This is a genomic window from Planctomicrobium limosum (assembly GCF_051465645.1).
Taxonomy (GTDB): domain Bacteria; phylum Planctomycetota; class Planctomycetia; order Planctomycetales; family Planctomycetaceae; genus Planctomicrobium.
On sequence record NZ_CP195790.1, the window covers coordinates 637346 to 659990 of the forward strand.

A 22645-nucleotide genomic window follows, 5' to 3' on the forward strand; every position below is an offset into this window, starting at 1 on the left:
AACGTTGGTAATGCCAATTTAACTTTGACTGACTTTGGTTGAGTATGGAACACGTTCGAAAGTTGTTGTGTCTGAAAAACCATTTGCAGGGCGGAAACGTTGACCAAATGCTTTTTCCAGAAGCAAGAGCCGCGCCTTTACTTCCTCGCGACCCCATTGTTCGATGCAGGTCATTGGACCTCCTCGGAATGGCGCGAATCCGGTGCCTAAAACCATGCCCAGATCGACCATCCATGGCTCGGCAACGACACCTTCGTCCACGCACTTCTGAGATTCATTCACCATCGAAAGAATCAGGCGTTGTTGAATGACGTTAAATGTCTCTCCGTTGACGACCCAGTCAGGGACAACAATCCGGTCCATGGAAGGGCCGGTCAGGTCTTTAGGAAGTGATTGCTTCTTCTTGCCTTCCTGCCAGCTATAGAAGCCTTTGCCTGACTTCTGCCCTTTTGATCCAGAGACAACCATACTCTGGAACAACGCAGGACTTGGTGTCGATTGCGTCGCGAGTGGAGACAGTGTTTTGGAGACATCAAGTGCGACATCGAGACCGATGACGTCCAGAAGCTCAAGGGGGCCCATCGGCATCCCGAACTTCTTTGCTTCGGCATCAATGTCTTCGAACCGCTCTCCTTCTGTCGAGAGTCTGGCTGCCTCATCCAGATATGGGAATAAGATTCGGTTCACAAGAAAGCCGGGCGACTGCTTCACGACAACAGGGACTTTCCCTAGTTTTTTCGCGACGCTGACGAGGACTGCGATTGTGTTATCACTCGTCTGAGGTGCACGAACGACTTCAACCAACGGCATCTTGTGAACAGGATTGAAGAAGTGAAGTCCTGCCACCTTCTCTGGGCGACCTGTCACCTTCGCCATCTGTTCAATTGGCAAAGCTGACGTGTTAGAAGCCAGAATCGAATGCATTGGAAGCGTCGTGTCAGCATTCGTGAAGACCGATCGCTTCACTTCAATCTGTTCGACGATTGCTTCGACCATCAAATCAACATCGTCGCTTGGTCCCCAATTGACTCGTGTCTGAATCTTGGAACCTGCAAGCTCGGCGTCTTCTTTGGGAAGGATTCCCCGTTTCACCGCTTTCGCAAACAGATCGCGAATCGTCTCCATTCCGCGATTGATGTACTCTTCTTTCACATCCTGCAGTAGCACAGAAAACCCGCGTGAGGCCGCAAGCTGAGCGATTCCGGCTCCCATGGTTCCTGCTCCGAGGACCAGAATCCGTTTGACTGGTTCAGGGTTTGTCTCATCGGTCCAGGTTGACGACTTCTTGGCAAGCTCCTGATTCAGGAAAAGGTCGATCAGATGAGGCGCGACTTTTCCAAGGAGTAATTCCTTAAACGCGGTTCGTTCTGCTGCGAGTCCTGCTTCTGTCACTTGTCCGTTCCTCAGACCAATTTCCACGGCATCCAGGATCTTGCATAACGCAGGATAATGAACGCTCAGTTTGACAATTTCACGACGGGCTTGCTTCATCGCAAAGATTCGCCCGATGGGATTCGAATCAATCAACCACTGCTTCAGATCCCGAGTCTTGGGTGCCACTGGATCATGGTCAAGGCGTCGATTGATAAAGCCCGAAAGTTCCGCCTCGGCATTGTCAGCAGAAATGACTCGATTTACGAGTCCACAGCGGTGTGCTTCTTTTGCAGATAAAAGTTTTCCTTGCAGAAGCATCGGTAATGCCGTTGACAGGCCGACCTGTTTGGGAAGTCGTTGAGTCCCTCCCCAGGCAGGGATCAATCCGAGTTTGACTTCTGGCAATCCCAGCCGCGTATTCGAATCGTCGACGGCGACTCTGAATTTGCAGGCGAGTGCGAACTCGAGTCCGCCCCCCAGGCAAGGCCCGTGAATCGCGGCGATCGTCGGAACCTTCAGTGCTTCGATCCGATTGAAAAGCATCTGCCCTGAGTTCAATGCGATGTCGGCCTCCGCGGCGGTTTGAATTTTCCGCAGACGATGAACATCAGCACCCGCCAGAAATCCCGAAGGCTTCCCACTGCGGAAAACCAGTAATGTGATTGGCGGCGACGACTTCTGCTCGACGAGATTGATGATCTCGTTGAGTTCGTAAAGCACACTGTCGTCGATGACGTTAACTGGGCGATCTGGAACGTCCAGCGTTACGGTCATGACACCGCGATCATCAGTCACCGTTTTGAAGTTTTTGAATGGTAACATGGCTTCATCTCCGGTGAGGGAACGTGATTTTGCCTATGGAGTCAATTTTCAGCTCAGTCGTGGTTCAATCCGCAAGAGCTATGGCCGTTCTACCCAGAAGGCCATTCCCTGCCCTCCTCCGATGCACATGGATGCCAGTCCTCGCTTTAACCCGCGTTCTGCAAGTGCGCGAATTAACGTCAGGATCAGGCGGTTTCCCGATGCTCCCAGAGGATGGCCAAGTGCGATTGCTCCTCCATTGACATTCAGTTTGTCTGGTGGAATTCTTCCGATGGGCTCACTGCGTTTCAGGTGAGTCAGGTTGAAATCCGTGGATTCCAGTGCTTTCACACATGCCAGAACCTGCCCTGCAAATGCTTCGTTAATCTCGAAGAGTTCGAAGTCACTTAATTTCATGTCTGTTTCATTCAACAGACGGTGAATCGCATAGACCGGACCCAAGCCCATTCGACTCGGGTCGAGCCCAACGACTGCATACCCACGGAGGAATGCGATCGGTTCCAGTCCCAACCTCGATGCGGCTTCTGGACTCGAAACAACCAGTGCGCTTCCACCATCTGTCAGCTGAGAACTATTTCCTGCAGTGACCGTGCCATTCTTCTTGAAAACTGGAGAAAGTCTGGTCAAAGCTGCTAGAGTTTGCTGAGGGCGAATTCCATTGTCCTTGGAGACCGCTCCATTGCTGGAAACCGTCTCAACGATCTCTCCTCCGAAGAAATTTCGTTCATTCGCAGCGGCCGCCAGTTGATGACTTCTCAGGGCAAACTGATCCTGTTCCTCTCGTGTGATCTGAAACTCGTCAGCCAAAATTTCTGCTGTTTCGCCCATGTTCAGGCCGCAGGTGGGATCGGTCAGGCCCACCTGTAAGGCAATGACGGGTTTCAGCAGATTCAGGCGAAAAGAGGCGAGGTGAGTGAACTGCTGAAAGCCTTTTTTCTTACGCCAGTCCATCATCCAGTTCTGGAACTCTTTGCTGAACTGAAAGGGGATGTTTGACATCGATTCGACACCACCGGCGGCAATGACACTGGCTCGTCCTTGTTGAATCGCATGCCATGCGGAGACAACGGATTCCATCCCGGAAGCACAGTTTCGGCAGACGGTATGAGCCGGTTTCTCTTGCCCGACACCACTTCCCAGTGCGATCACTCTCGCAATGTTGGCTGCATGAATCGGTGACGCAACATTTCCGAAGATCACTTCATCGATTGCGGAAACTGGCACATGAGCGTTCTTGATGGCTCCTTTGAGCGCGGTCATTCCAAGTTCATCTGCCTGTAATGAATTGAATTGTGAGAACGCCCGAACGAATGGAGTTCGAGCGCCTCCCAGTACCGCCAGTGGTGAGAGTGAAAACTTGGAGGACATGACTCACTCCTCTCTGTCTCTGGTTCTGATCTCTCATTCAGAACTCTGGTGGAATCGGTCATATAAATCTGGTTTCAGGACGTGGACGTTTAAAACAGAGATTGCATACGATTAAAGATGGATGTTGGTGCCAGGGTCCGACCGGAGTTCTCTTCGCAGAATCTTCCCAAGGAAGTTACGCGGCAGTTCTGTTTTTCGTTCTTCAAGTAATCGTGGGCGTTTGTGAGCTGCGAGATGAAGTTTGGTGAATTCGCTGAAGTCCTTCGGGTTCAGCAAGCTCCCTGACTTCATAACAACGATTGCTTTAACAACTTCACCTTTCATTTCATCAGGAACTCCGACAACTGCGACCTCTCTGACTCCGGGATATCGAAGCAGAACATCTTCAACATCACCGGGATAAACATTAAATCCTGATGTAATGATGAGGTCCTTTTTACGATCAACAATTCTGAAGAAGCCTTGCTGATCGCATGTTGCAAGGTCGCCTGTGTAAAGCCACCCGTTCCGAATGGCATCGGCAGTCGCTTCAGGTGCGTTCCAGTATCCTTCCATGACTTGAGGGCCTCGCACAATCAGTTCCCCAACGTCACCTCGGGGTAACTCATCGAGCCCGGTGGTTGAGTCCACGATACGAGCGTCGGTATCTGGCAGCGGCAGACCAATTGTTCCGGAGATGGCAGTTCCATCCAGCGGCCCGGCATGAGTGACAGGGCTTGCTTCTGAAAGTCCATATCCTTCGACAACTGCGGCACCAGTGGCATGAGCGAATCGTTCTCCGACGGAAGATGAGAGCGCGGACCCACCAGAGATCACGGATTTCAAGCGTGTGATCCGGCAGTTGGAGTTCTTTTCCAACAGTGGATTGAGTGCCGCGAGCATTGCCGGAACGGCTGGAAAGATTGTTGGCTGATGTTCCTGCATGAGACGAAGAACAGACGCCGTACGGAATCTGTGGTGCAGGATCAAAGTTGCTCCGAGTGCGGTCCCGGTGGTCAGGCAGGTAGACAGGCCATAACTATGGAAGAACGGGAGCACCGCCAGCAGGACTTCATGATTGATTCCGCCTCCGGCCCAATGCGAGATCTGCCAGGCATTGGCAAGCAGATTGCCATGCGTCAGTGTCACCGCTTTGGGGGCGCGAGTTGTGCCGCCAGTCGCGAGGATATACGCCCTGTCGCGACTGTGTGTCGGGACAGGCGTGAACCCGTCTTCTTTGCGACGCGATTCTCTTAGAATCTGGCGGAGTTCGATTGTCTTGGATGTCGGGCAAACCCCTTTTAAACCCAACCGCATGAGCCGGACCCATGCATAACCGAGCCGCTCGAGCCGACTCACACGGTTGGCAAGTGAAGAGTAAACAATAAATTCAGAGTGAAGCTGCTCCTGGCAGATCAGTGGAGAGAGCACGTCCAAGGTGATGATGACCCGGCACTGAGTCGCGGCGACAAGTGCTTCTGCTTCTTCCGGAACACAGAGTGGACTGAGAGCAACAGCAATCCCGCCGGCCATCCAGATTCCGTGCAGACAGGAAATGTACTCGGGAACATTCGGTAACAGAATTCCGATGCGGTCGCCGGGTTGAATCCCGTTTTCGACAAGCCACAGAGCTAAACGCCTCGCCCGAGAGAACATTCTGCTGTACGTAATTCGCTCGTCGTAATAGATACAGGCTAAGCGGTCTGGCCAGTTGGTGGCCGCTCGCTCCAAGAGCCAAGGCATCCCTGCATCAGGGTAATCCAGACTCGTCGGGACTTGTTTGGGGTAATGTTTGAGCCACGGACGCGAGTCGCGAACCGAGACCACGTTAGGCACACGAGTAATCTGGTCCATGGCAGTCTCTCCTTTGAAGTGGCGGAGACAGCCTGTGGGGGATTCACCCACGTCAATCGGACAGAACGTGTGCTACCGAGCCTGCAAAATGTCTGGAACTTGTCGTTTCAAAATTCATTGATCTGCGACTTTGAATCCCCATTTAAACAGGCTAATTTCAGTGTTAAACGTCTTAATGCTTCGTGCAGGCACTAAAGGACATGGTCAGGTTTCACATTCGTCAAAGAAACCGCTGCATTTTCAATTCGAGTTGAATCGGTTCCAACGAATCGTAGAACTTAATCACGCCCTTTCATGACTTTACGTGCGGCTCGGTAGACGTCCTTTCCCTTAATTGTTAGATCACTTATGCAAAGCGTCAATTGGTTTCCCGCAACATTGTGCGAATCAATGTTCGATGGGAGGGGCGGCTCCGTTGGTCTAAAACGTCATCTTCTCAGTTTTTTTCCTGGAATCCCAGGAGGACAGCTTCGATAGATCGCTGCGGCGAATTCGCTTTTTTCCAGCAGATCACATCGGAAAGCTGCTTCTGTCAGGAATTGGAAAATGAAGATGTGTCTGGTTTTGTGTTTTCATCCACCGGCATCTAAATTACGTCCCGCCAGGGGGGGCCGGGTCTCCCTGAATCAGATTGAGAGTGTGTTCTCAATGGGGGATGATCTGCTTCATGCAATGCGATTTTTGCCCGCGACACGTCGTCAGCGGGTGCCCCGATTGCACTTGCAAATCTCTTTTCACTAAGTGTGTTCCACGTTTGTAAACCAGCAATACTCCAGAGAATACACAACTGACGAATTGAACTCAGTTGTGAGACAGGGCCTGATTCTCAATGCAAGATGCCGTTAACGGTTTGGAAGATGTCGACATCGCAGGGTCGATTACCTGTCTGTATCGCAAGTGGCGACAAGGACATGTCGAGTCTTTGGAAAAACTGGTTGAACGGTTTCGTCCTCGCCTTCTGGCGCTCGCCAGATCCACTCTACAGGGGCGCGTTCGCCGAATTGCGGATGCAGAAGACGCACTCCAAGGGGCCATCATCAGCTTTTGGGAAAAGGCGGAAGATGGAAGCCTTTCCGAGAATATGGATCGAAACGATCTCTGGAACGTTCTCGGGGTGATCACAGTTCGTAAAGCACTGCGGATTCAGGAACGCGAGTCAGCAAAAAAACGGGGTGGAGATCAGCACCACGTTGATCAGGGAGTTGATTGGGTCCCCGCTCCGCATCAGTCTGAATCCCCTGAGTTGCTGTGCGCTGAAATGCTGGAGTTATTAGAGAAGGAACTCCAACCCTACGCAATTTTAAAGTTGTCAGGGTATTCGATTCGCGAGATCGCCGAGGAATTCGACTGCACTGAGAAAAAGATCGAACGCAAGCTCAAGTTGATTCGAACAATTTGGGGGCAGGAAATTTCTCGCTGGAATTCCTGAAAAATAGTGTCGGATGCGTTCGGAAAATCGCATTTTCTTATGGGGCGATTTTCAGAAGTCGGTTCTTGGTCTCTATTGGATCGATGAAGGACCCGTTTTTGACGATTGGGCTCTATGGTCACCATGTTGTGCTCGTCAAACTCGTGGTGTCCATGTTGCAGAGATTCCACTTCAGAATTGATTGTCGACTCAATTTTGAAATTAAGCTGCGTAGGGGCCGTCGATGAGTGTAGCGGAGTTTTATGAGAGCGATCTTGGCGTCATGCGCCGGTTAGACGCAATCTGCGATGCGTTCGAAGCCGCCTGGCGAAGCGGATTGAATCCCCGAATCGAGGATTATCTTGCGTCGACCAGCCAGGCGAATCAGGTCGTCTTACTTGGTTTGCTCCAGGAGCTTCATCAAGAGCTGTCAAAGGCGATCTGGTCAAGTGACCTGCATCCTCCGACCGAGAAGGATTCGGTTTCCCTCTCTCAATTCATTCCAGCCCTTCTGAATCTGGCTGATGGAGTCAAAGAGGATGCCAAACAGGAGGTTGAGAAATCCATTCCGGTTCCGCAGGAGAACGACACCTGTGAGGTGAGGGAAGTTTTTTTCGCTCAATTTCAGGTGGTGTCTGAGAATGGAGACTTCCAGATTCTTTCGTCGACAGGACACGATAGTCTGCTGATCGGACGGACAGATGAGTGCCGTCTCTGTCTTGATAATGACACCAGTGTCTCCAGAATTCACGCAAGAATCGAAATTCACCCTCCCGTTTGTTACCTCCATGATCTCAACAGCTCAAACGGGACATTCGTGAACGGCGCTCGGGTCAATGAAGCCATCCTGAATGGTGACGATGTGATCAGTGTCGGACGCACGAAGATCATCGTTCGCTTCAAGGAATGCGACGGTGACGAGATTTCTCAGCAGGACACGAAACCTGTTCCCCGAAAGAAGCCCTTTGCGGCGACTGAGAATCAGGTTGATCAATATCACGACCCTGCATTTCCCCGAATTAATGGCTATCAGGTCAGCTCGCCTTCCGGGAATGACGGTTTCGGGCCGAGCTATCATGCGTTGCGAGTGGCGAACAAAGAACGCTGCACAATTCGAGTTTTTCCGCTTTCGTCCGGGACTGACTTATACGAAGTCAGGAAATTCGCGGAACACGCAACACCGTTGGTGAAGATGTCGCACCCGCATCTTGTACGGCTTCTGGAAGTCGGGCACTATGAGGACGGCCTGTATTTATGCAGTGAGCCCCTGTCTTTGCGATCATGGGAAGACATGGTCGTTGGTTGGAACTTCAACCGTCGAGGACGAGTTGCAGTTGGGCTCATGATGCAGATTCTGACAGGGCTGGATTACGGACATTCATTAGGACTGGTTCATGGAGCAATACAGCCTGCAAACTTTGTTGTCCTGCGAATTGGCCCCCCATTTGTCGCCAAACTGGCCGGATTCGGGCTGGCGGTCGCGTCCCTGAAATCCGGAATCCGCCTTCCATTGAAAACGGAGGACGCATTTCCTGCGGAGTTCATGGCACCGGAGTTGTATTTGAGTCAGGAGCAATTCGTTCCGAATTTCACACCTGTGGCCGACGTCTATTCAGCGGGCGCAACATTGTACTGGTTGATCTCCGGGAAGGCTCCAGTTTCCAGAAGCGTTCTGTCGAATCGCTCTCAGAACGCAACGGAGGAAGTCTACGCTCCGCTGAATTCTATTTGTACAGGGCTCTCTCAAGAGCTATGTGAAGCGATTCATCGGGCCCTTTCAAGAGACCCCGCGAACCGGTATCAGTCCATGAAGGACATGCTTCGGAGCCTTCGGAGTATCTCTTAGAGCAGTTTGCTCTACCGAGTGCCCGCGCAGCGGCCGTTTCGATTGATGAAACGCAACTCGCCGCGTGGCGGAAGCGTGGAAAGGATTTCGCAAGGTGCTCTTAGTTCGATTCATTGAGAAGATCGAAGCAAGTTCAGGTCATCGAGAATGATTTGCCTGATGATGGGCGCTGGCGACGGAATGTTGTTGCGGCGAAGAGCGATGGAACGCCGAAGAGTCGCTTGATTTCGCGTTGATCGCAGAGGGTGTTCAATGAAGCGAGAACATCCCGGAAGAATAAGGTGAAACGTGTGCCGCTGAGGACTTCAACGGCACACACCCCAACACTGATTTTAAATCGGATTCGTCAGAGCAATTCAACTCTGAAGCGAGGCGGCGCACAGTTTGAACCTGTCTATGCAACGCGGCGACGTGGGGCCGATATCGGAGCCGGAGCTGACCGCAATTTCGCACGGAATCCGTTGTCGATTTGTTCACACAAACGCTGCAGACCTTCGGAAATAAGTGGCATTGCAACGCACAGATCTTTGCGGATCTTCTTGGTTTGCAGGCTGTATTCGCCTTCTGCGAAACCTTGTGGAAGCTCTGTGAGAGTTGATTCTCGTCGCATCGCCAGCCACGGGAGTGCAAAGCGATCTGCGAGTCGCTGAGTGAACTGCAGTGGATTAATTCGCTCTGCTCCAGCAACGTGATAGACGCCTGAAAGATTTTCCTGGTAGGCGCGATCAATGATCTCGGCGAGATCAGTTGCGAGAATTGGAGTTGCGTGACGAATGTGGTCCTGCTGGACGATCCGATTGGTCTCAACGCTCTTTAACAGAGTTTCGAGCCAGCCTGAAGCGTCTCCATCCGGGGACCATCCAAATGTATTGGTGCGGATAATTAAAGCTGATGGGCAGCACTCGAGAAGGTGATCTTCTGCGGCTCGAATGACCTGAGCCTGATAGCTGCTGCAATGGCCGTGTGAGTCTTCGTCGTGGAACAGCCATGGGCTTGTGAAGACGGCGTCGGACGAAACCATCACGAAGCGAGTCTCTGTCGCCTCAGCTGCAGCTGTCCAACTTTGCAGGTCTTCCAGAATTGAATCGTTGATCAATGCTTTGGTTTGTGGTTCCCAGCTGGAACGAGCTGCTGCTCCACAGTAAATAATGCAGTCAGCGCCGCTTTTGCTCAGCACTTCCGGAGGAGACAACCGCGATTCCATGGCGTCGCAGTTGGCAATTTCGTACCCGGCCTGAGAAGCCCAGGTTGCAACCTTGTATTTGCCAGTAAAGCTCGCAGCAATGTTGGCGCCAGCGACAGTATCCACTCCGACCACTAGAAACTTTGTCACGCGATGCCTCCATGCCTGGCGTGTTACGAAGCGGCCCGCACTCCTCTGGACCGGTATTCTCGACTGAAACGACAAAGTCATTCAGCGATGGGGGGAGTATACGACTCGACTGAAATTCGAGCCAAGATCAATCGGCGGAATTTACCGATTGAAGAGACGGGGTTTTGTACTTATTGCAACGTCGCTCGATGCAACCTGGTCAGCTATTATGGTGAAGTGGAAAACTGCAATTGCTCAGCCTTTTTCAATGTGGGCATTTTCTCTAATTTGTCACCAGCGAGGACGTCGCCAGCCTGACCTATTCGCGAGTTTCAGGGACTGGTAGAGCTGGGGGTTGTGGGCAAATGGCTCACTGGTGGAGACTGGATTGGAACTGACTTTAGAGCAGGTTGTTCAACTGGCCCCTGATGAAAAATCAGTGGCCTCTGCGCGTCAGCTTCTTTCCCCGCGATTCTGGTCTCAGCTCGGAATGAATGAGGAAGCAATCTGGGGAGAGTGTCGAGGGTCCGCTGTCTATTCAGTCCGAATCGATCTCTCGAATCTGGGCCAGAGTTGCAATTGCCCCAGCCGAAAGCGTCCTTGCCGTCATTCACTGGGGCTGTTGATGTTATTCGCAGCGTCACCGGAGTTTGTCCCGACGGCCTCCCCTCCCCCTGAAGTTCGAGAATGGCTCGATAAACGTCAGGCACGCGCTGAAAAACAGGCTGCAAAAGCGGATGCACCTGAGAAGCCGGTTGATGAAGTTGCGCGGCAGAAGCGAGTTGAACAACGCGAAGGCCGAATTCAGGAAGGCATTGCCAGTTTACGAGTCTTCCTGCGGGATCTCATCCGGACTGGAATCGCCGGCATTGAAGGCCGAGGAACTGCCATCTGGGAAGAACAGGCGAAGAGACTGGTGGATGCTCAGGCACCGGGGCTGGCGGGACGAATTCGCTTCATTTCCGAGATTCCCGGCTCGTCAATCGACTGGCCGCAACATCTTCTGGATGCACTAGGGCGTCTGGAGCTTCTGCTGGTGGCCTATTCACGCCTGTCTGAACTGGATGAGGATCTGCAGCACGAGGTTCGACAACTCATTGGCTGGAATGTGCAACAGGCCGATCTCGAACAGTACGGCGAACGCGTGACCGACAACTGGTTTGTGTTGGGAACGAAGGAGGAAGATGGGGATCGCCTGCGGACTCAACGCATCTGGCTGCAATCATTGACGACCGGCCGCTTTGCTGTCGTGATACAGGTTGCGCCGGGGAAACAGCCATATCCGGATGTCTGGATGTCGGGTGTCGAGGTGTGTGCCACCCTGCTCTTTTACCCCGGGACCAGTCGCCAGCGTGCCAGAGTGATTGAGCGAACCACCGTTCCTGTTGGGAATTCGGAAATGCAGAAGGCTGAATTTTCCGGTGCACAGTCAGTGGACCAGATGTTGCAGTCCGTCGCAGAACAACTCGCCAGACAACCTTGGCAGTTCAGCTTTCCAGTCATTCTCAAAGATGTGACAGTGGTGAAACTGGGGGTTGAATGGTTGATTCGCGATGCCGCTGGACAGGCTGTCCCGCTGCTTTACGCGGAGCCGTGGAGCTTGCTGGCGATTAGCGGAGGGAATCCTCTGTCGCTCTTTGGTGAATGGGACGGGCAGTTCTTTGCTCCGATCTCAACCCTGCATGAATTCAGGGAGCTGACATGAACCCTCTTCTGAAATCGGCAATGTTGGGGACATCAAAGGTCAATCCACCTGTCATCAATTTTGATGATCCATTCGATCGACTCGTGCAAACGAGTGGCGGCGTATCTGATGAAACAGAATTGATGTTGTTACGCCGGGCTGGCGTTCGCGCGATCGCCGAACTTGCTGGAACAATGCCACGTTCGATCGCCGCGATGTCTGCCGCGCCTGCTGAAACGCTACTGGCGCCCACTTCGCAGATGTCCGAGTTCATTGAACTGGCGATGACGACTGATCGCCTGGATCTGCTTCCAGAGCTTGTCGAAATCCTGACAACGAACGGCATTCATTTTCCACACGAGCATCTGCCGCTGGCGTTCGAAATCGCTCAGCCTCAGCGTCGTGAATTGTTACGACCAATTCTCGGAGAACGCGCGAGATGGTTGGCCAAGTTCAATCCAAACTGGGATTGGGCGCTGAAGACTCCGACCGATGAAGACCAACTGCCGTCTCTTGAGTACCAGTGGAACGAAGGGACATTTCAGGAACGGGTCACAGCACTGGAGCAGGTTCGAAAGTTACAACCAAAGACGGCGCTCAGTTGGTTAGAGCAGTCGATTTCGAAGGAAAAGGCAGAGCACCGTCGCAAGCTGATGGCGACTCTGGAAACAAACCTTTCCGAAGAGGATTTAGGATTTCTGGAATTGTCTCAGAATGATCGCTCTGAGACGGTTCGAGAAGTGGTTCGGGATCTCCTGCTGCAGCGTGAGGATTCTTCGATCTCTCAACGAATGCGGTCTCGGGCAGCCGAGTTGATTCAAGCGAACCGTCAAAGTGATGGTGCGTTGCGTTTGTCGATTCAACTTCCAGACGACTTCTCGGTTGATTGGGAGCGAGACGGGATCAAACTGAGCTCTATGAAAGCTCCTTTCGGGCCGGACGGAGTTGTGGACGCCATCGTCGGGTCGGTGCCGCCTTCATTCTGGTTGTCTCATTTTGATTGTCCCGTGGAAGAATTTCTGCCTGCCGCTATGGGGTGTGCCCCGAATGGGGGAATTCTTCGCGGTCTGTTACGCGCGCTTGAGCGGTTTTCACAGAACGATCCTGCTTCACTCGCTTTTCTTGCTCCAATGCAGTCGTGGATCGTTCGCAGTCTGCGCGACGATTCCCGGTATTCCGTCGAAGTCATTGCCTCGATTCAATCTCTACTGAAGCTTTCCTCGGCGGACCAAGGGAGCGCGTTTCTCAATCGAATTCTCAGAGACTTGCCGGACTTTCCGGAAGACCAGTTGATTGCGATCCTGAACGGCTTTGGCAAGCCTTGGAGCTTGGAATTGTCAGAGGCTTACCTGAATTCGATTCGTCACCTCCTGAAAACATACGATCGATATCAGCCTCCACGTATGGTTGCCTCATTGATGTTGGCATCGTCATTCTTGCATTCCGATGCCTTTGATTCTGCACTGGCTCCCTGGACGATCAGCCCGACGATTCGGAATCGCAGCGATGTCTATTCGATTGTTGAAGGATTGCTGGTTCGTTTCGGCCAGATCGTTAAGCATCGAAATCAGTTTCGGGCATCCGCAGAGGGATTGAGGGCGACGACATGACTGATTGACTAAGATGGAGTCGTCGTCGCCAATGAAGTTTGAAATCAGGAATCGATCAGGTGAAGTGGCTGCAGGGCGGCCATGTGAGAGACCGAACTGGTCTGGAAAGTTTGAACGTGTCTGAAGTCTCGACCAGCCTGGATGTGTTGCGACAACATGCCGAGCAGCAGTATGCGCAGGAACTTGATGCTTTGGTGCAGGCGGACGATCGCCAGAAACCACCGGGCTGGCAGTTGTCTCCCTGGGCGGTTAAAACGTACATCCTTGGTGGAACGCTGCCCAACGGCGTCGAAATCAGTGCGAAGTATGTCGGCCGTGCTCGCCTGATTGAGATTGCGATTGCCACCCTCGCGACGGATCGGGCTCTGCTCTTGAGCGGGGTCCCAGGCACCGCAAAAACTTGGGTCGCAGAGCATCTTGCGGCGGCGATTTCAGGGACATCGACCCTCTTGGTTCAGGGAACCGCCGGTCTGGATGAATCGGCGTTGCGTTACGGGTGGAATTACGCCCGACTCCTTGCCGAGGGGCCATCAATGGGGGCGCTCGTTGAAAGCCCGATGATGGTGGGGCTGAGAACCGGGAAGATCGTTCGTATTGAAGAACTGACGCGTATCCCGAGTGAGATTCAGGATTCTCTGATCACAATTCTGTCTGAAAAGACGCTCCCGGTCCCGGAGTTGAGTAGTGAAGTTCAGGCACTGCGTGGGTTCAACGTCATCGCGACTGCCAACAATCGAGACAAGGGTGTCAATGAGCTCTCCAGCGCGCTGATGCGGCGTTTCAATACGGTTGTTTTGCCGGTTCCTGATGGACTGGAAGAAGAAGTGCAGATCGTCAGCCGTCGTGCCGGTGAACTGGGACAGGCTCTCGCATTGCCTGTGGAAAAGCCTGCTTTGGAAGAGATTCAACGAGTTGTCACAATCTTCCGGGAGTTGCGAAGTGGTGTGACTGTCGATGGCAAGACGCGGCTGAAGTCACCGACAGGGACGCTTTCCACCGCAGAAGCGATTTCGGTTGTCACTCACGGGATGACGCTCGCAGCGTACTATGGTGACGGTGTGATGACTGCCAGCGATGTGCTGTCAGGATTACTCGGAGCCGTTGTGAAAGATCCTGTGCAGGATGAAGTTGTCTGGCAGGAATATTTGCAGACCGTTGTGAAAGATCGCGATGGCTGGAAGGATCTGTATCGAGCCAGCCGGGACTTCCGTTAAACCGGTTCTTTCGACGCGTCGAAGTCCGAAAACGCAAAGACGCTGACTGGAGTTGTTTTCCTGTCAGCGTCTTTGACATTCGGTAGATTCGTTCAGTCGATTCGTGAAATCCAGCGAGTCACGAGCGTCGTTTGCGCCCGCTTATTCCTGTTCGGCATGTGTCGCGGGAGCGAATCCGCGACGCATTGTGTTTTCGCAGATCGAAACCGGGAGCATGAACTGCAGGAGATAGTCTGGTCCGCCAGCTTTGGTGCCGATTCCGGACATCTTGTAACCACCGAACGGGTGTCGTTGAACGATCGCTCCGGTGATGACACGGTTCAGATAGACATTCCCGACCTGAAGTTCTTCGCGAGCACGTTGCAAGTTCTTCGGGCTACGGCTGTAGATTCCGCCTGTCAGTGCAAATGGAGTTGAATTGGCCATTTGCAGTGCCTGATCAAGGTTCTTCGCCTTGGAAACCGTCAGCACAGGGCCAAAGATTTCATGCCGCAGCAACCGTGAATCCGGTTCAACGTTGCCAAAGACGTGTGGGCCGATGAAGTACCCATCTTTGCCCAGTTTGCTGACGTCACCCGCAACGATGGTTTCGCATTCTTCCTTGCCGATGGCAATGAAGTCATTGATCCGGTTGAAGGCGTCGGCATCGATGACTGGTCCATAATCGATCCCCGGTTCATCCGCAGGGCCGACGACAATGCTTTCGCATGCCGATTTCAGGCGATCGATGAATTGGTCATAGATTTCAGCCAGTACGATGACGCGGGAGCACGCGGAACATTTCTGACCTGCATAACCGAATGCGCTGGAGACGACTCCTTGAACGGCGTCATCCAGATCGGCATCGTTGTCGATGATGACAGGGTTTTTGCCGCCAAGTTCTGCAATGACTTTCTTGATCGTCGTCTGGTTCTCAATTGGAGTCGCAGCGACCTGATTGATCTTCAAGCCGACTTCGCGTGATCCAGTGAACGCGACGATCTCGACATCTGGATGGCTGACGAGCGCTGGGCCGACATCTTCGCCCACTCCAGGAAGGAAGTTGATAACGCCGGTGGGAATACCGGCATCTCTGGTGATCTGAGCGAGCTTCGAAGCGAGAATCGACGACTGCTCGGCAGGTTTCATGACAACGGTGTTGCCAGTGACCAGTGCCGCTGCCACCATTCCAGTCAAAATCGCGAGCGGGAAGTTCCACGGGGCGATGACGACGGTAACCCCACGTGGGCGGTAGAGATACTGATTCTCTTCGCCAGGGTAGTCGCAAGTCAGTGTTTGATTCAGATCACGCATGGCAAGTGCGTAATAAACGCAGAAGTCGATCGCTTCAGCGACGTCGGCGTCTGCATCTTTCCATGGCTTGCCGCATTCATAAACCATCCACGCGGCAAGTTCGAATCGACGGTTCCTCATTTCCGAGGCCATCAGTTCGAGATATTCGGCACGGTGTCCAATCGGGGTCTTACGCCATTGTCCCCATGCATCACGAGCAGATTCGATTGCCTGACTTGCGAGTTCTGCAGTCGCGGAGTTGACAGTACCGAGTGTCTGCGACTTGTTCGATGGGTTGCGAACAACGATGTTGCCGCGTGTGGTCATTGCTTTTCCGTTGATGATCAACGGATAATCTTCGCCGAACTGGCTTTCGACTTCCTGTAGTGCCCGACGCATCTCGTCGCGAGCCTGCCCTCGGCTGAAATCGGTCAGCGGTTCATTTCGAAACTGGTGTACTGCTAATTTCCGCTGTGTCTCGGCCTGTGACATGAAAATCCTTCCAAGTTCAACATGCTCCGGGCTCGTTTAAGGGGGGGACCACTTAGAGAGAACCGGGGTTTCAGTCCGCAGGATCATCAGACGGGGCGCTTCCGTCAAGCAAACTTGCTTTAAACATTTGCGAGAATTGATCACTCAAGCAATTCTGGAGGCGGAATTGGGGCTTTCCGGGGCCGGACCAGTTCCTGTTGATGCGACTATCTGTCTGGAGAATGTCACGCTGGTGGAGGACTGACGTGACTGAACTTGCTTTGTACCGGCTGAGGGGACGGGGAATTCTGTTCAATTCGGAAAAAACAGGAATTCGCATTCGAATATCTGATCTGCTGCGAATCTTTCCGCGTTTAGTAATCAGAGACCGGAAATTTACTGCAAATTGGACTTCAAACCATGCTTGCCAACAGGAGAACAGCGATGAACTGCCAAAATCATCTGTTGACTCGGTTCGAGTGGTCCGATGACGCGTGCGACCATGATCATGGGTATGATTTGTTGCCGAGCGATGCCAAGTTTACACCTGTGATGGAACTTGATCGCCTGTCGTTGCGGATCGATTGCAGCCACACGCCAAGTTATTGTCATTTTCGATCTTCACCGGATTGGGAACACTTCCATCGGAATCGCAAAGGGCGAAGTGCCTGATCGAAGAAGCATGCGAAACGAGACGCAAATTTTGACAAATATCAGGACCTGTCCAGGCATCGTTGGACAGGTCCTATTGCGTTCGAGCATTCAACCATGCGATATTTCAGAAGTTAGAGCTGGCCGGGCGCCAGCGCATTGACGGAATTTTGTTGCTTCCTGATCGGGCATCCAGCTTCCTGCTGATTTCAGGTGGAGACGATGCTTACTTCAAATAAAAAATCGCTATGAATGGGCCATGCGATGACGTTGCTTCCTTAACACCGCATTCTCGGTGGGGAGTGAAGGTTCCATCTTTCAGCCTGACGGCGAAGATTCGTCGGTCTGGATCCCAAAGACGCAAAGTCGCTGTCGGCCGTGCGGTTGCCATTCTGCTTTCGTTGATTGCGCTTGGGGTTTCCAGTGGCGGGCAGAATTTGATTCTCGCTGCCGATGGTCCAGTCTCGCGCTCGACAGATCGATCGGCCCCGATTGCTCCTGCCATTCAGGTCCCAACTGCCCCGGTTCCCGTCACTGAATCCCCTGCTCCCTCCAGCACGAAACCTGAGGGCGGGAAACCAGCAGGGGCTCTACCTACCGACGCCTCAACGCCTGAGGCCAAACCAGCCACGCCTGCACCTTCTGAGATCCCAGATGAAGTGGATCCAGATGGCGGTGATGTTGACGAAGTGGATGCGAAATCTGCTCTTCATCAATCACTGACGGGCATTTACTCCAAATCGATGATTCTCCCGAGAGACCGCCTTGTCGAACGGGAATTGCAAAAAATCGTTGATGCGATCCCCAGTCAGGATTGGTCGGGAATCGCAAAAGCGTTCGAGTATCTCACCGCATCTCTGAGTGAGAATGAATCGAAATCTGGCGTTGCAGACCTCGTCGAGTTGAATGGCGTTGTCTGCAGTAAAGAGATTGCAATTGGATATCTCTTCGAGTCACTTCCTGAAGAGGGACGTGCTGCCATTCTGCGATTGATTGAACCTCAGGTGAAGAGGCAACTGAGTCTGGTCATGCAGCATCAGGATACAGCGGCACTGAGGAAGCTGGTTCGCCAGTACCGGTACACTCAGACGGGGCGGTCAGCGAGAGACACCTATCGTCGCCTGCGTCGAGATCAGGGCCTGTTTTCGAATTCCAAAGAGACCGCGTTGATTCGTGAAGGTGGCTTGCACTCCACTGCGAATACCTCTCATCCCGGGTGGAACCTCGCGATTGAGACTCCCCTCGTTTCGCAACAGACGCTTAATCAGGTTTATCATCGACTGCGTCAGAGTGGATTGAATCCCTTTCCGACGGTCGATGCGATCTCAGGGAGCAAATTGCTGTTCGCGACTCTCGCTGCAGATCGCAAGGCGATTGATCCTCAGACTGGCAATGTTGTCTGGACTCGGCCAATCGCCGGGTACGGTGCCGAATGGTATCGGACGCCTGGGGATTTGGGTGATACGAACCGAGAGCGTCTGTTTCGGTTGACTGTTGCTCGCCGCGTTTTGGGAGAATCGATTTATTCCAGAACCGCAGTTGATCACGAACGCTGCTACTTCATCGAGCCGGCAAAGAGTCGCATGCCAGTGGCTGTTCCGCGTGATGCAGGACCGGAACCAATTGAAAAAGTTAAAGACACTGAAAAGGGTGATTCCAAGGACGACACGGAAGCACTTCGCAGTGACGAAGAACCTGGTACAGACAAAGAAGACGACAGCAGCAAAGACGATAGCGGTAAGGGCGAAGGCGTCAGTAAAGATGGCGATAGCGAGGAGGGCGAGGACACCGACGAGGATGGTTCAGAGGACGCTGACATTGAGAGCAGTTCCACTGACCCGTTTGACATGTTTCCTGCGAACCAGCTTGTCTGTCTGGATCAGGCGACGGGAACCGTGCGATGGTCTTCGTTCGACAAGCTCGATAAGGACGTTTACTTCGCAGGGACGCCAAGCCTATACGACGGAAGCTTGTTTGTGCTGGGCGAGTTTCGAGACTTGCAGGCAGTTGCATTGTTTGAGTTCGACGCCGTATCCGGCGAGCTATTGTCCACAACCAATGTTGCTCAGGCAAAGATTCCGATTCAGAAAGATCTACGACGCCAGGATGTCGATTGTCAGGTGATTGTTGATGGAGAGTTCGTTGTTTGTCCGACGGCGGCGGGGGCATTGTTTGCAGTGGATCGATTGACGGGGGATGTCATTTGGGCACACCGATTTCCTCGAACAGACACAACCGAATTTCCAAGTGAATACCGCGAGTTCGTCTATCGGGCGGGGTTTGAGCTTTGGGACAGCTGGCAGACGGCTCAATTGTTACCGGTTGGAAATTTGTTGGTTTCCGTCAGTCCTGAACGTGATGATCTCCTTGTGATTGATCGGGCATCCGGAAAGATTCTTTGGAGAATTCCTCGAAACGGGGCGTTGACCATCGCTGCGGCAAGTGAGACGCATGGGGTCGTTGTCGTCTCCAGTTCCAGAATTGAGTCGTTTGATCTCCAGACGGGGAAACGTCGTTGGTCTGTGATTATTCCGGGACCAGCTGGCCGTGGCTGTATTATTGGCAACCATTTTCTTTTCCCGGTTCTTGTCGATGGGTTTGCTCAACTCGATCTATCGAATGGAACGTTGCAGACGGATTTGACCGCCGTCCCGATGTTCGCTCCAGCGGACGGATTTCTTCCGTACCAAATGCGTCCCAGAAATCTCGTAGTTGCCGGGACGGGACTTTACGAAGTCAGCGCTGATGGCATTCGTCGAATTCGACAGAGCGAAACAGTGTCGGACCCCCTTGCTTCATCCGGGATCTTGAGTGACGTCCTCGAATTGTTGGTCTCCGGGAATCGATCAAACGCGATTCAGTTGCTGAAAACGCGTTTCGCAGCAGCTCAAGAGTCCAATGAGCCATCGCTGATTCAGACGATGCGACTGGCATTGCTTGGTCAGCTTGTGAATCAGTTTCTGAACGAGCCGACTGCTGATTTCAGAGCATCGACTTTGAATGAAGTGCAGGGCCTGACGCAGACCGTTGAAGAACGGGCCATGTGGCGTCGCTTGCGAGCCAGCGACGCGTTGAACCGAAAGGACTTTGCCCTCTTTTCGAGTTTATGGATCCATGGACCTGCCGACGAATTCGCATCATATGTTGTTTCCGAAGATTCCAGTTTCCGCTGTCGCCTCGATCGATGGTTTCAACATGCGGCCATTCGGATCGCACCTGCACATCAATCCGAGATGCATCAGGCGATGGAACTCTGTCTAAAAGAATTGAAGACCTCCCCTGCAGGTGGATCGGCGACAGGATCATCACTGACTGGTCTGGAGCTGGCAACACGCCTCGGAAGAACGCGCTGGGGATCTCAGCTGCGAATGGAAGTGGTGCCGAAGCCGGAAACGATTCAGGAATTGATTTCGTGGCAGTTGCAGCTCGCTGATCAGGCAACGAGTTCGGTTCAATCTGACGCGGCCGGAGCGATCTACCGGCTGTTTCAGATGTACTATCAACGTGGAAATCTGCTGGATGCAGATCGCTGGCTGACACGTCTGTCTCAGTTCCCCGGCGATGTCAAACTCCCTGATGGAGTGACAGTGGAGCACGTCTGCCAGCTTCACCTTGCAGAGATCGAGAAGGAAATTCTGGCTTCAAATGTCTTGTCACCGTGGCCGAAAGGAATGCCCACTGCGGACTCAAGCACACGAGGGTCTCGTGAAATTTATCTCGTGCCACTTGAAGTCGAAAATTCTGCGGCTTCAGGTTTGGACGGCCTCACAGTAGAGATGGATTATCCCGGACAATTGGCAATCCGTTTCAGTGGATCGGCCTGGAGTCGCCCCTGGTACTGTTCCATCCCGCCAACTCAAAGAATTTTGCGGATCGATGCGAAGCTCAACCGGACATGGGGACTGGAGCAATTGTTGATCTTGCAGACCGGCAGTGAAGTCTACGGGATCACGCCGTTTGATATGAAGGGAGGGCGCAGAGCGAACCTCCTTTGGCCGATGCCCCCTGCTGTCGTGGATACGCAGGCCGATCGTGAACATATTGCGTTGGCCGCATTGAGTGAAAGCCGCCCGATCCGGATGGGCTATGCTCGCGCAGTATCGCGTCAGATGGACGAATTTCGTCATTATCTGGCTGCTGTCGGACCGGTTCAGCCTGGATATCTTTGCTATATGCAAGGAGGAATGCTGGTTGCTGTTGATCCGGTCAACGGGACAGAACTGTGGCGCCGATATGACCTTCCTCGACGTGCGGAATGCGATGGGGATTCTGATCGGATCGTGATCACCTCTCCTGAACATCCTGATGTCATCGTTGTCAGCTCAATCGATGGCCGGATTCTGAGTCGGCGGCCGCTCGGCCACGACCCTGAGGATGTGGTTTCTTCAGAAGGAACGCAGGCAACGCTCATTCAGGGAGACAGAGTGACCTTTGGGATCTATGACGGTGGCATGAGTGCTGTTTCTGAAGATGTCGAAGCGGTCGAACCAACTGTTGAAGAAAAGGGACCGGCGCTTCGGCAAGTCACAGTTCAACGTCGGGATCTGGAGACCGGGAAAGTGCTCTGGAGTCGAAACTGGGCGCCAGGTTCGATTCCGATCGACGTGAATCAGGACTGGATGGGGATGCTTGTCGATGGAAAGCAGTTGGAACTGATCGATCAGTCGAACGGGCAGACGGTCATTTCACATGCAGTCAAGGTTCCAGAGAAGATACATCGAATCTATTGCAGCGTTGGTAAAGATGACTTCCTGCTCGTCTTCTCTGAAGAAATTGAAAACATTCGATTTCGCAAAATGTCGCAGATTCGTGGGGGCTATCGCCGACCTTGGGTAAAAGGGGCTGTGTACTGCTTCGACCGAATCGTCGGCGAGATTCGCTGGACACGAGAACTGGACGAAGTGGAGTTTCCACTGGATCAGCCTAAGGAGTTTCCGATCGTCGTTGTGACTTCTGAATTGGATCAGGAAGTCAAAGTTCGACCAAGGAAATCGAAACCGATTGACGAATCTTCGACACTGAAACCGACACCGGCTCCCACTACAGAGCCATCCACAGAAGATGCCAAGCCAGCTCTTGTTCCTCCGGTTGATCGGCCAATGCCGATGGAGCCAAAAAGTGATGCCCCACTCCCAAAGGAGAGTTCGAAGCCCGACTCGGAAACGCCATCAGAAACGCCATCTTCTCCGATGAAAGAAGATTCGAAGCCGATGGACGAGAAGTCTGAGATGGTCCCCAAGTCTGAGATGGTCCCCAAGGAAGAGATGGTCCCCAAGGAAGAGATGGTCCCCAAGGAAGAGATGGTCCCCAAGGAAGAGATGGTGGAAACCGTGGAGATCGAAGACGATTCATTCACATACCGTCGCCCGGGGGTGATCATTCGTTGTTTCCATCGGGGGACAGGAGAGATGATTGGGGAGACAAAGCAAATTGGTGATTCCCTTTCCAGTTTCACTGTCACCGGGCAAAGGTCGCAAAACATTGTGCGAATACAAACGATTGGAACTCGCATGGAATTGAATTACTCAGTAATTGTTCCAGACGGAGCGAAGAGTGGAGCGGAAGCCGGAACTGCACCAGCCGTTCCTGAGTCGCCGAAATAGAAGTTTTTTCCTGTTTGGAGAAGTGTCATGTGACAGGTCGCGTCAGCCTGTAGGTGATTGCTGAGCTGTGTCCTTTGGGAACCGGCCTGGCTTCACATTGACGCTGGCGAAACCGGATGTTTCGCCAGACTTTCGAAGTTAGAGATGGATTGTCTTGATGTTGGTTTGTTTGATTCG

The 22645-nt window shown here is 52.8% G+C and carries 11 protein-coding genes; 6 read left to right on the plus strand and 5 right to left on the minus strand.

Features of this window, described 5'->3' with window-relative positions; translation table 11 throughout:
- Positions 1-18: 18 nt before the first annotated feature.
- The 3 genes from SH527x_RS02415 to SH527x_RS02425 all read right to left on the minus strand — a co-directional run bounded on the left by SH527x_RS02415 (position 19) and on the right by SH527x_RS02425 (position 5397).
- Complete coding sequence (locus SH527x_RS02415) at positions 19-2196, minus strand: 3-hydroxyacyl-CoA dehydrogenase NAD-binding domain-containing protein (RefSeq protein ID WP_437193063.1); 2178 nt, start codon at positions 2194-2196, stop codon at positions 19-21.
- Positions 2197-2274: 78 nt separating this feature from the next.
- Positions 2275-3564 (minus strand): thiolase family protein, encoded by a 1290-nt coding sequence (locus SH527x_RS02420; protein WP_437193064.1) that lies wholly within the window; start codon positions 3562-3564, stop codon positions 2275-2277.
- Between the two features lie 111 nt (positions 3565-3675).
- Entirely contained in the window at positions 3676-5397 is a 1722-nt protein-coding gene (locus SH527x_RS02425) for a long-chain-fatty-acid--CoA ligase (protein WP_437193065.1), read from the minus strand.
- Between the two features lie 829 nt (positions 5398-6226).
- Between SH527x_RS02425 and SH527x_RS02430 the strand changes: the two genes are divergently transcribed.
- Both SH527x_RS02430 and SH527x_RS02435 read left to right on the plus strand, forming a co-directional pair.
- Entirely contained in the window at positions 6227-6826 is a 600-nt protein-coding gene (locus SH527x_RS02430; RefSeq protein ID WP_437193066.1) for an ECF-type sigma factor, read from the plus strand.
- A 223-nt stretch (positions 6827-7049) separates the two neighbouring features.
- Positions 7050-8651 (plus strand): protein kinase domain-containing protein, encoded by a 1602-nt coding sequence (locus tag SH527x_RS02435; protein WP_437193067.1) that lies wholly within the window; start codon positions 7050-7052, stop codon positions 8649-8651.
- 394 nt (positions 8652-9045) lie between these two features.
- Here SH527x_RS02435 and SH527x_RS02440 read toward each other — a convergent pair whose 3' ends face one another.
- Positions 9046-9984 carry a sugar nucleotide-binding protein gene (locus SH527x_RS02440; protein WP_437193068.1) on the minus strand — a complete coding sequence of 313 codons (939 nt, stop codon included), beginning with the start codon at positions 9982-9984 and terminating at the stop codon, positions 9046-9048.
- Positions 9985-10351: 367 nt separating this feature from the next.
- Between SH527x_RS02440 and SH527x_RS02445 the strand changes: the two genes are divergently transcribed.
- The 3 genes from SH527x_RS02445 (at position 10352) to SH527x_RS02455 (ending at position 14471) form a co-directional block, all read left to right on the plus strand.
- A complete protein-coding gene (locus SH527x_RS02445; protein ID WP_437193069.1) occupies positions 10352-11668 on the plus strand; it encodes an SWIM zinc finger family protein in 1317 nt (438 codons plus the stop codon).
- A complete protein-coding gene (locus SH527x_RS02450) occupies positions 11665-13257 on the plus strand; it encodes a DUF5691 domain-containing protein (protein ID WP_437193070.1) in 1593 nt (530 codons plus the stop codon). Before SH527x_RS02445 ends, SH527x_RS02450 begins: the two co-directional genes overlap by 4 nt.
- A gap of 116 nt (positions 13258-13373) precedes the next feature.
- Complete coding sequence (locus SH527x_RS02455; RefSeq protein WP_437193071.1) at positions 13374-14471, plus strand: AAA family ATPase; 1098 nt, start codon at positions 13374-13376, stop codon at positions 14469-14471.
- A gap of 141 nt (positions 14472-14612) precedes the next feature.
- On the opposite strand, the gene pruA is transcribed toward SH527x_RS02455, so the two are convergent.
- Positions 14613-16235, minus strand: coding sequence for an L-glutamate gamma-semialdehyde dehydrogenase (pruA, locus tag SH527x_RS02460; protein ID WP_437193072.1), 1623 nt, complete (start codon positions 16233-16235; stop codon positions 14613-14615).
- 878 nt (positions 16236-17113) lie between these two features.
- On the opposite strand from pruA, the gene SH527x_RS02465 reads away from it, so the two are divergent.
- Positions 17114-22468, plus strand: coding sequence for an outer membrane protein assembly factor BamB family protein (locus SH527x_RS02465; RefSeq protein WP_437193073.1), 5355 nt, complete (start codon positions 17114-17116; stop codon positions 22466-22468).
- Positions 22469-22645: the final 177 nt, after the last annotated feature.

What these genes read in the sequence shown, in the direction of transcription:
- SH527x_RS02415 (WP_437193063.1), bottom strand. Translation starts at nt 2,196, where the DNA reads ATGTTACCATTCAAAAACTTCAAAACGGTGACTGATGATCGCGGTGTC.
- SH527x_RS02420 (WP_437193064.1), bottom strand. Translation starts at nt 3,564, where the DNA reads ATGTCCTCCAAGTTTTCACTCTCACCACTGGCGGTACTGGGAGGCGCT.
- SH527x_RS02425 (WP_437193065.1), bottom strand. Translation starts at nt 5,397, where the DNA reads ATGGACCAGATTACTCGTGTGCCTAACGTGGTCTCGGTTCGCGACTCG.
- SH527x_RS02430 (WP_437193066.1), top strand. Translation starts at nt 6,227, where the DNA reads ATGCAAGATGCCGTTAACGGTTTGGAAGATGTCGACATCGCAGGGTCG.
- SH527x_RS02435 (WP_437193067.1), top strand. Translation starts at nt 7,050, where the DNA reads ATGAGTGTAGCGGAGTTTTATGAGAGCGATCTTGGCGTCATGCGCCGG.
- SH527x_RS02450 (WP_437193070.1), top strand. Translation starts at nt 11,665, where the DNA reads ATGAACCCTCTTCTGAAATCGGCAATGTTGGGGACATCAAAGGTCAAT.
- pruA (WP_437193072.1), bottom strand. Translation starts at nt 16,235, where the DNA reads ATGTCACAGGCCGAGACACAGCGGAAATTAGCAGTACACCAGTTTCGA.
- SH527x_RS02465 (WP_437193073.1), top strand. Translation starts at nt 17,114, where the DNA reads ATGAATGGGCCATGCGATGACGTTGCTTCCTTAACACCGCATTCTCGG.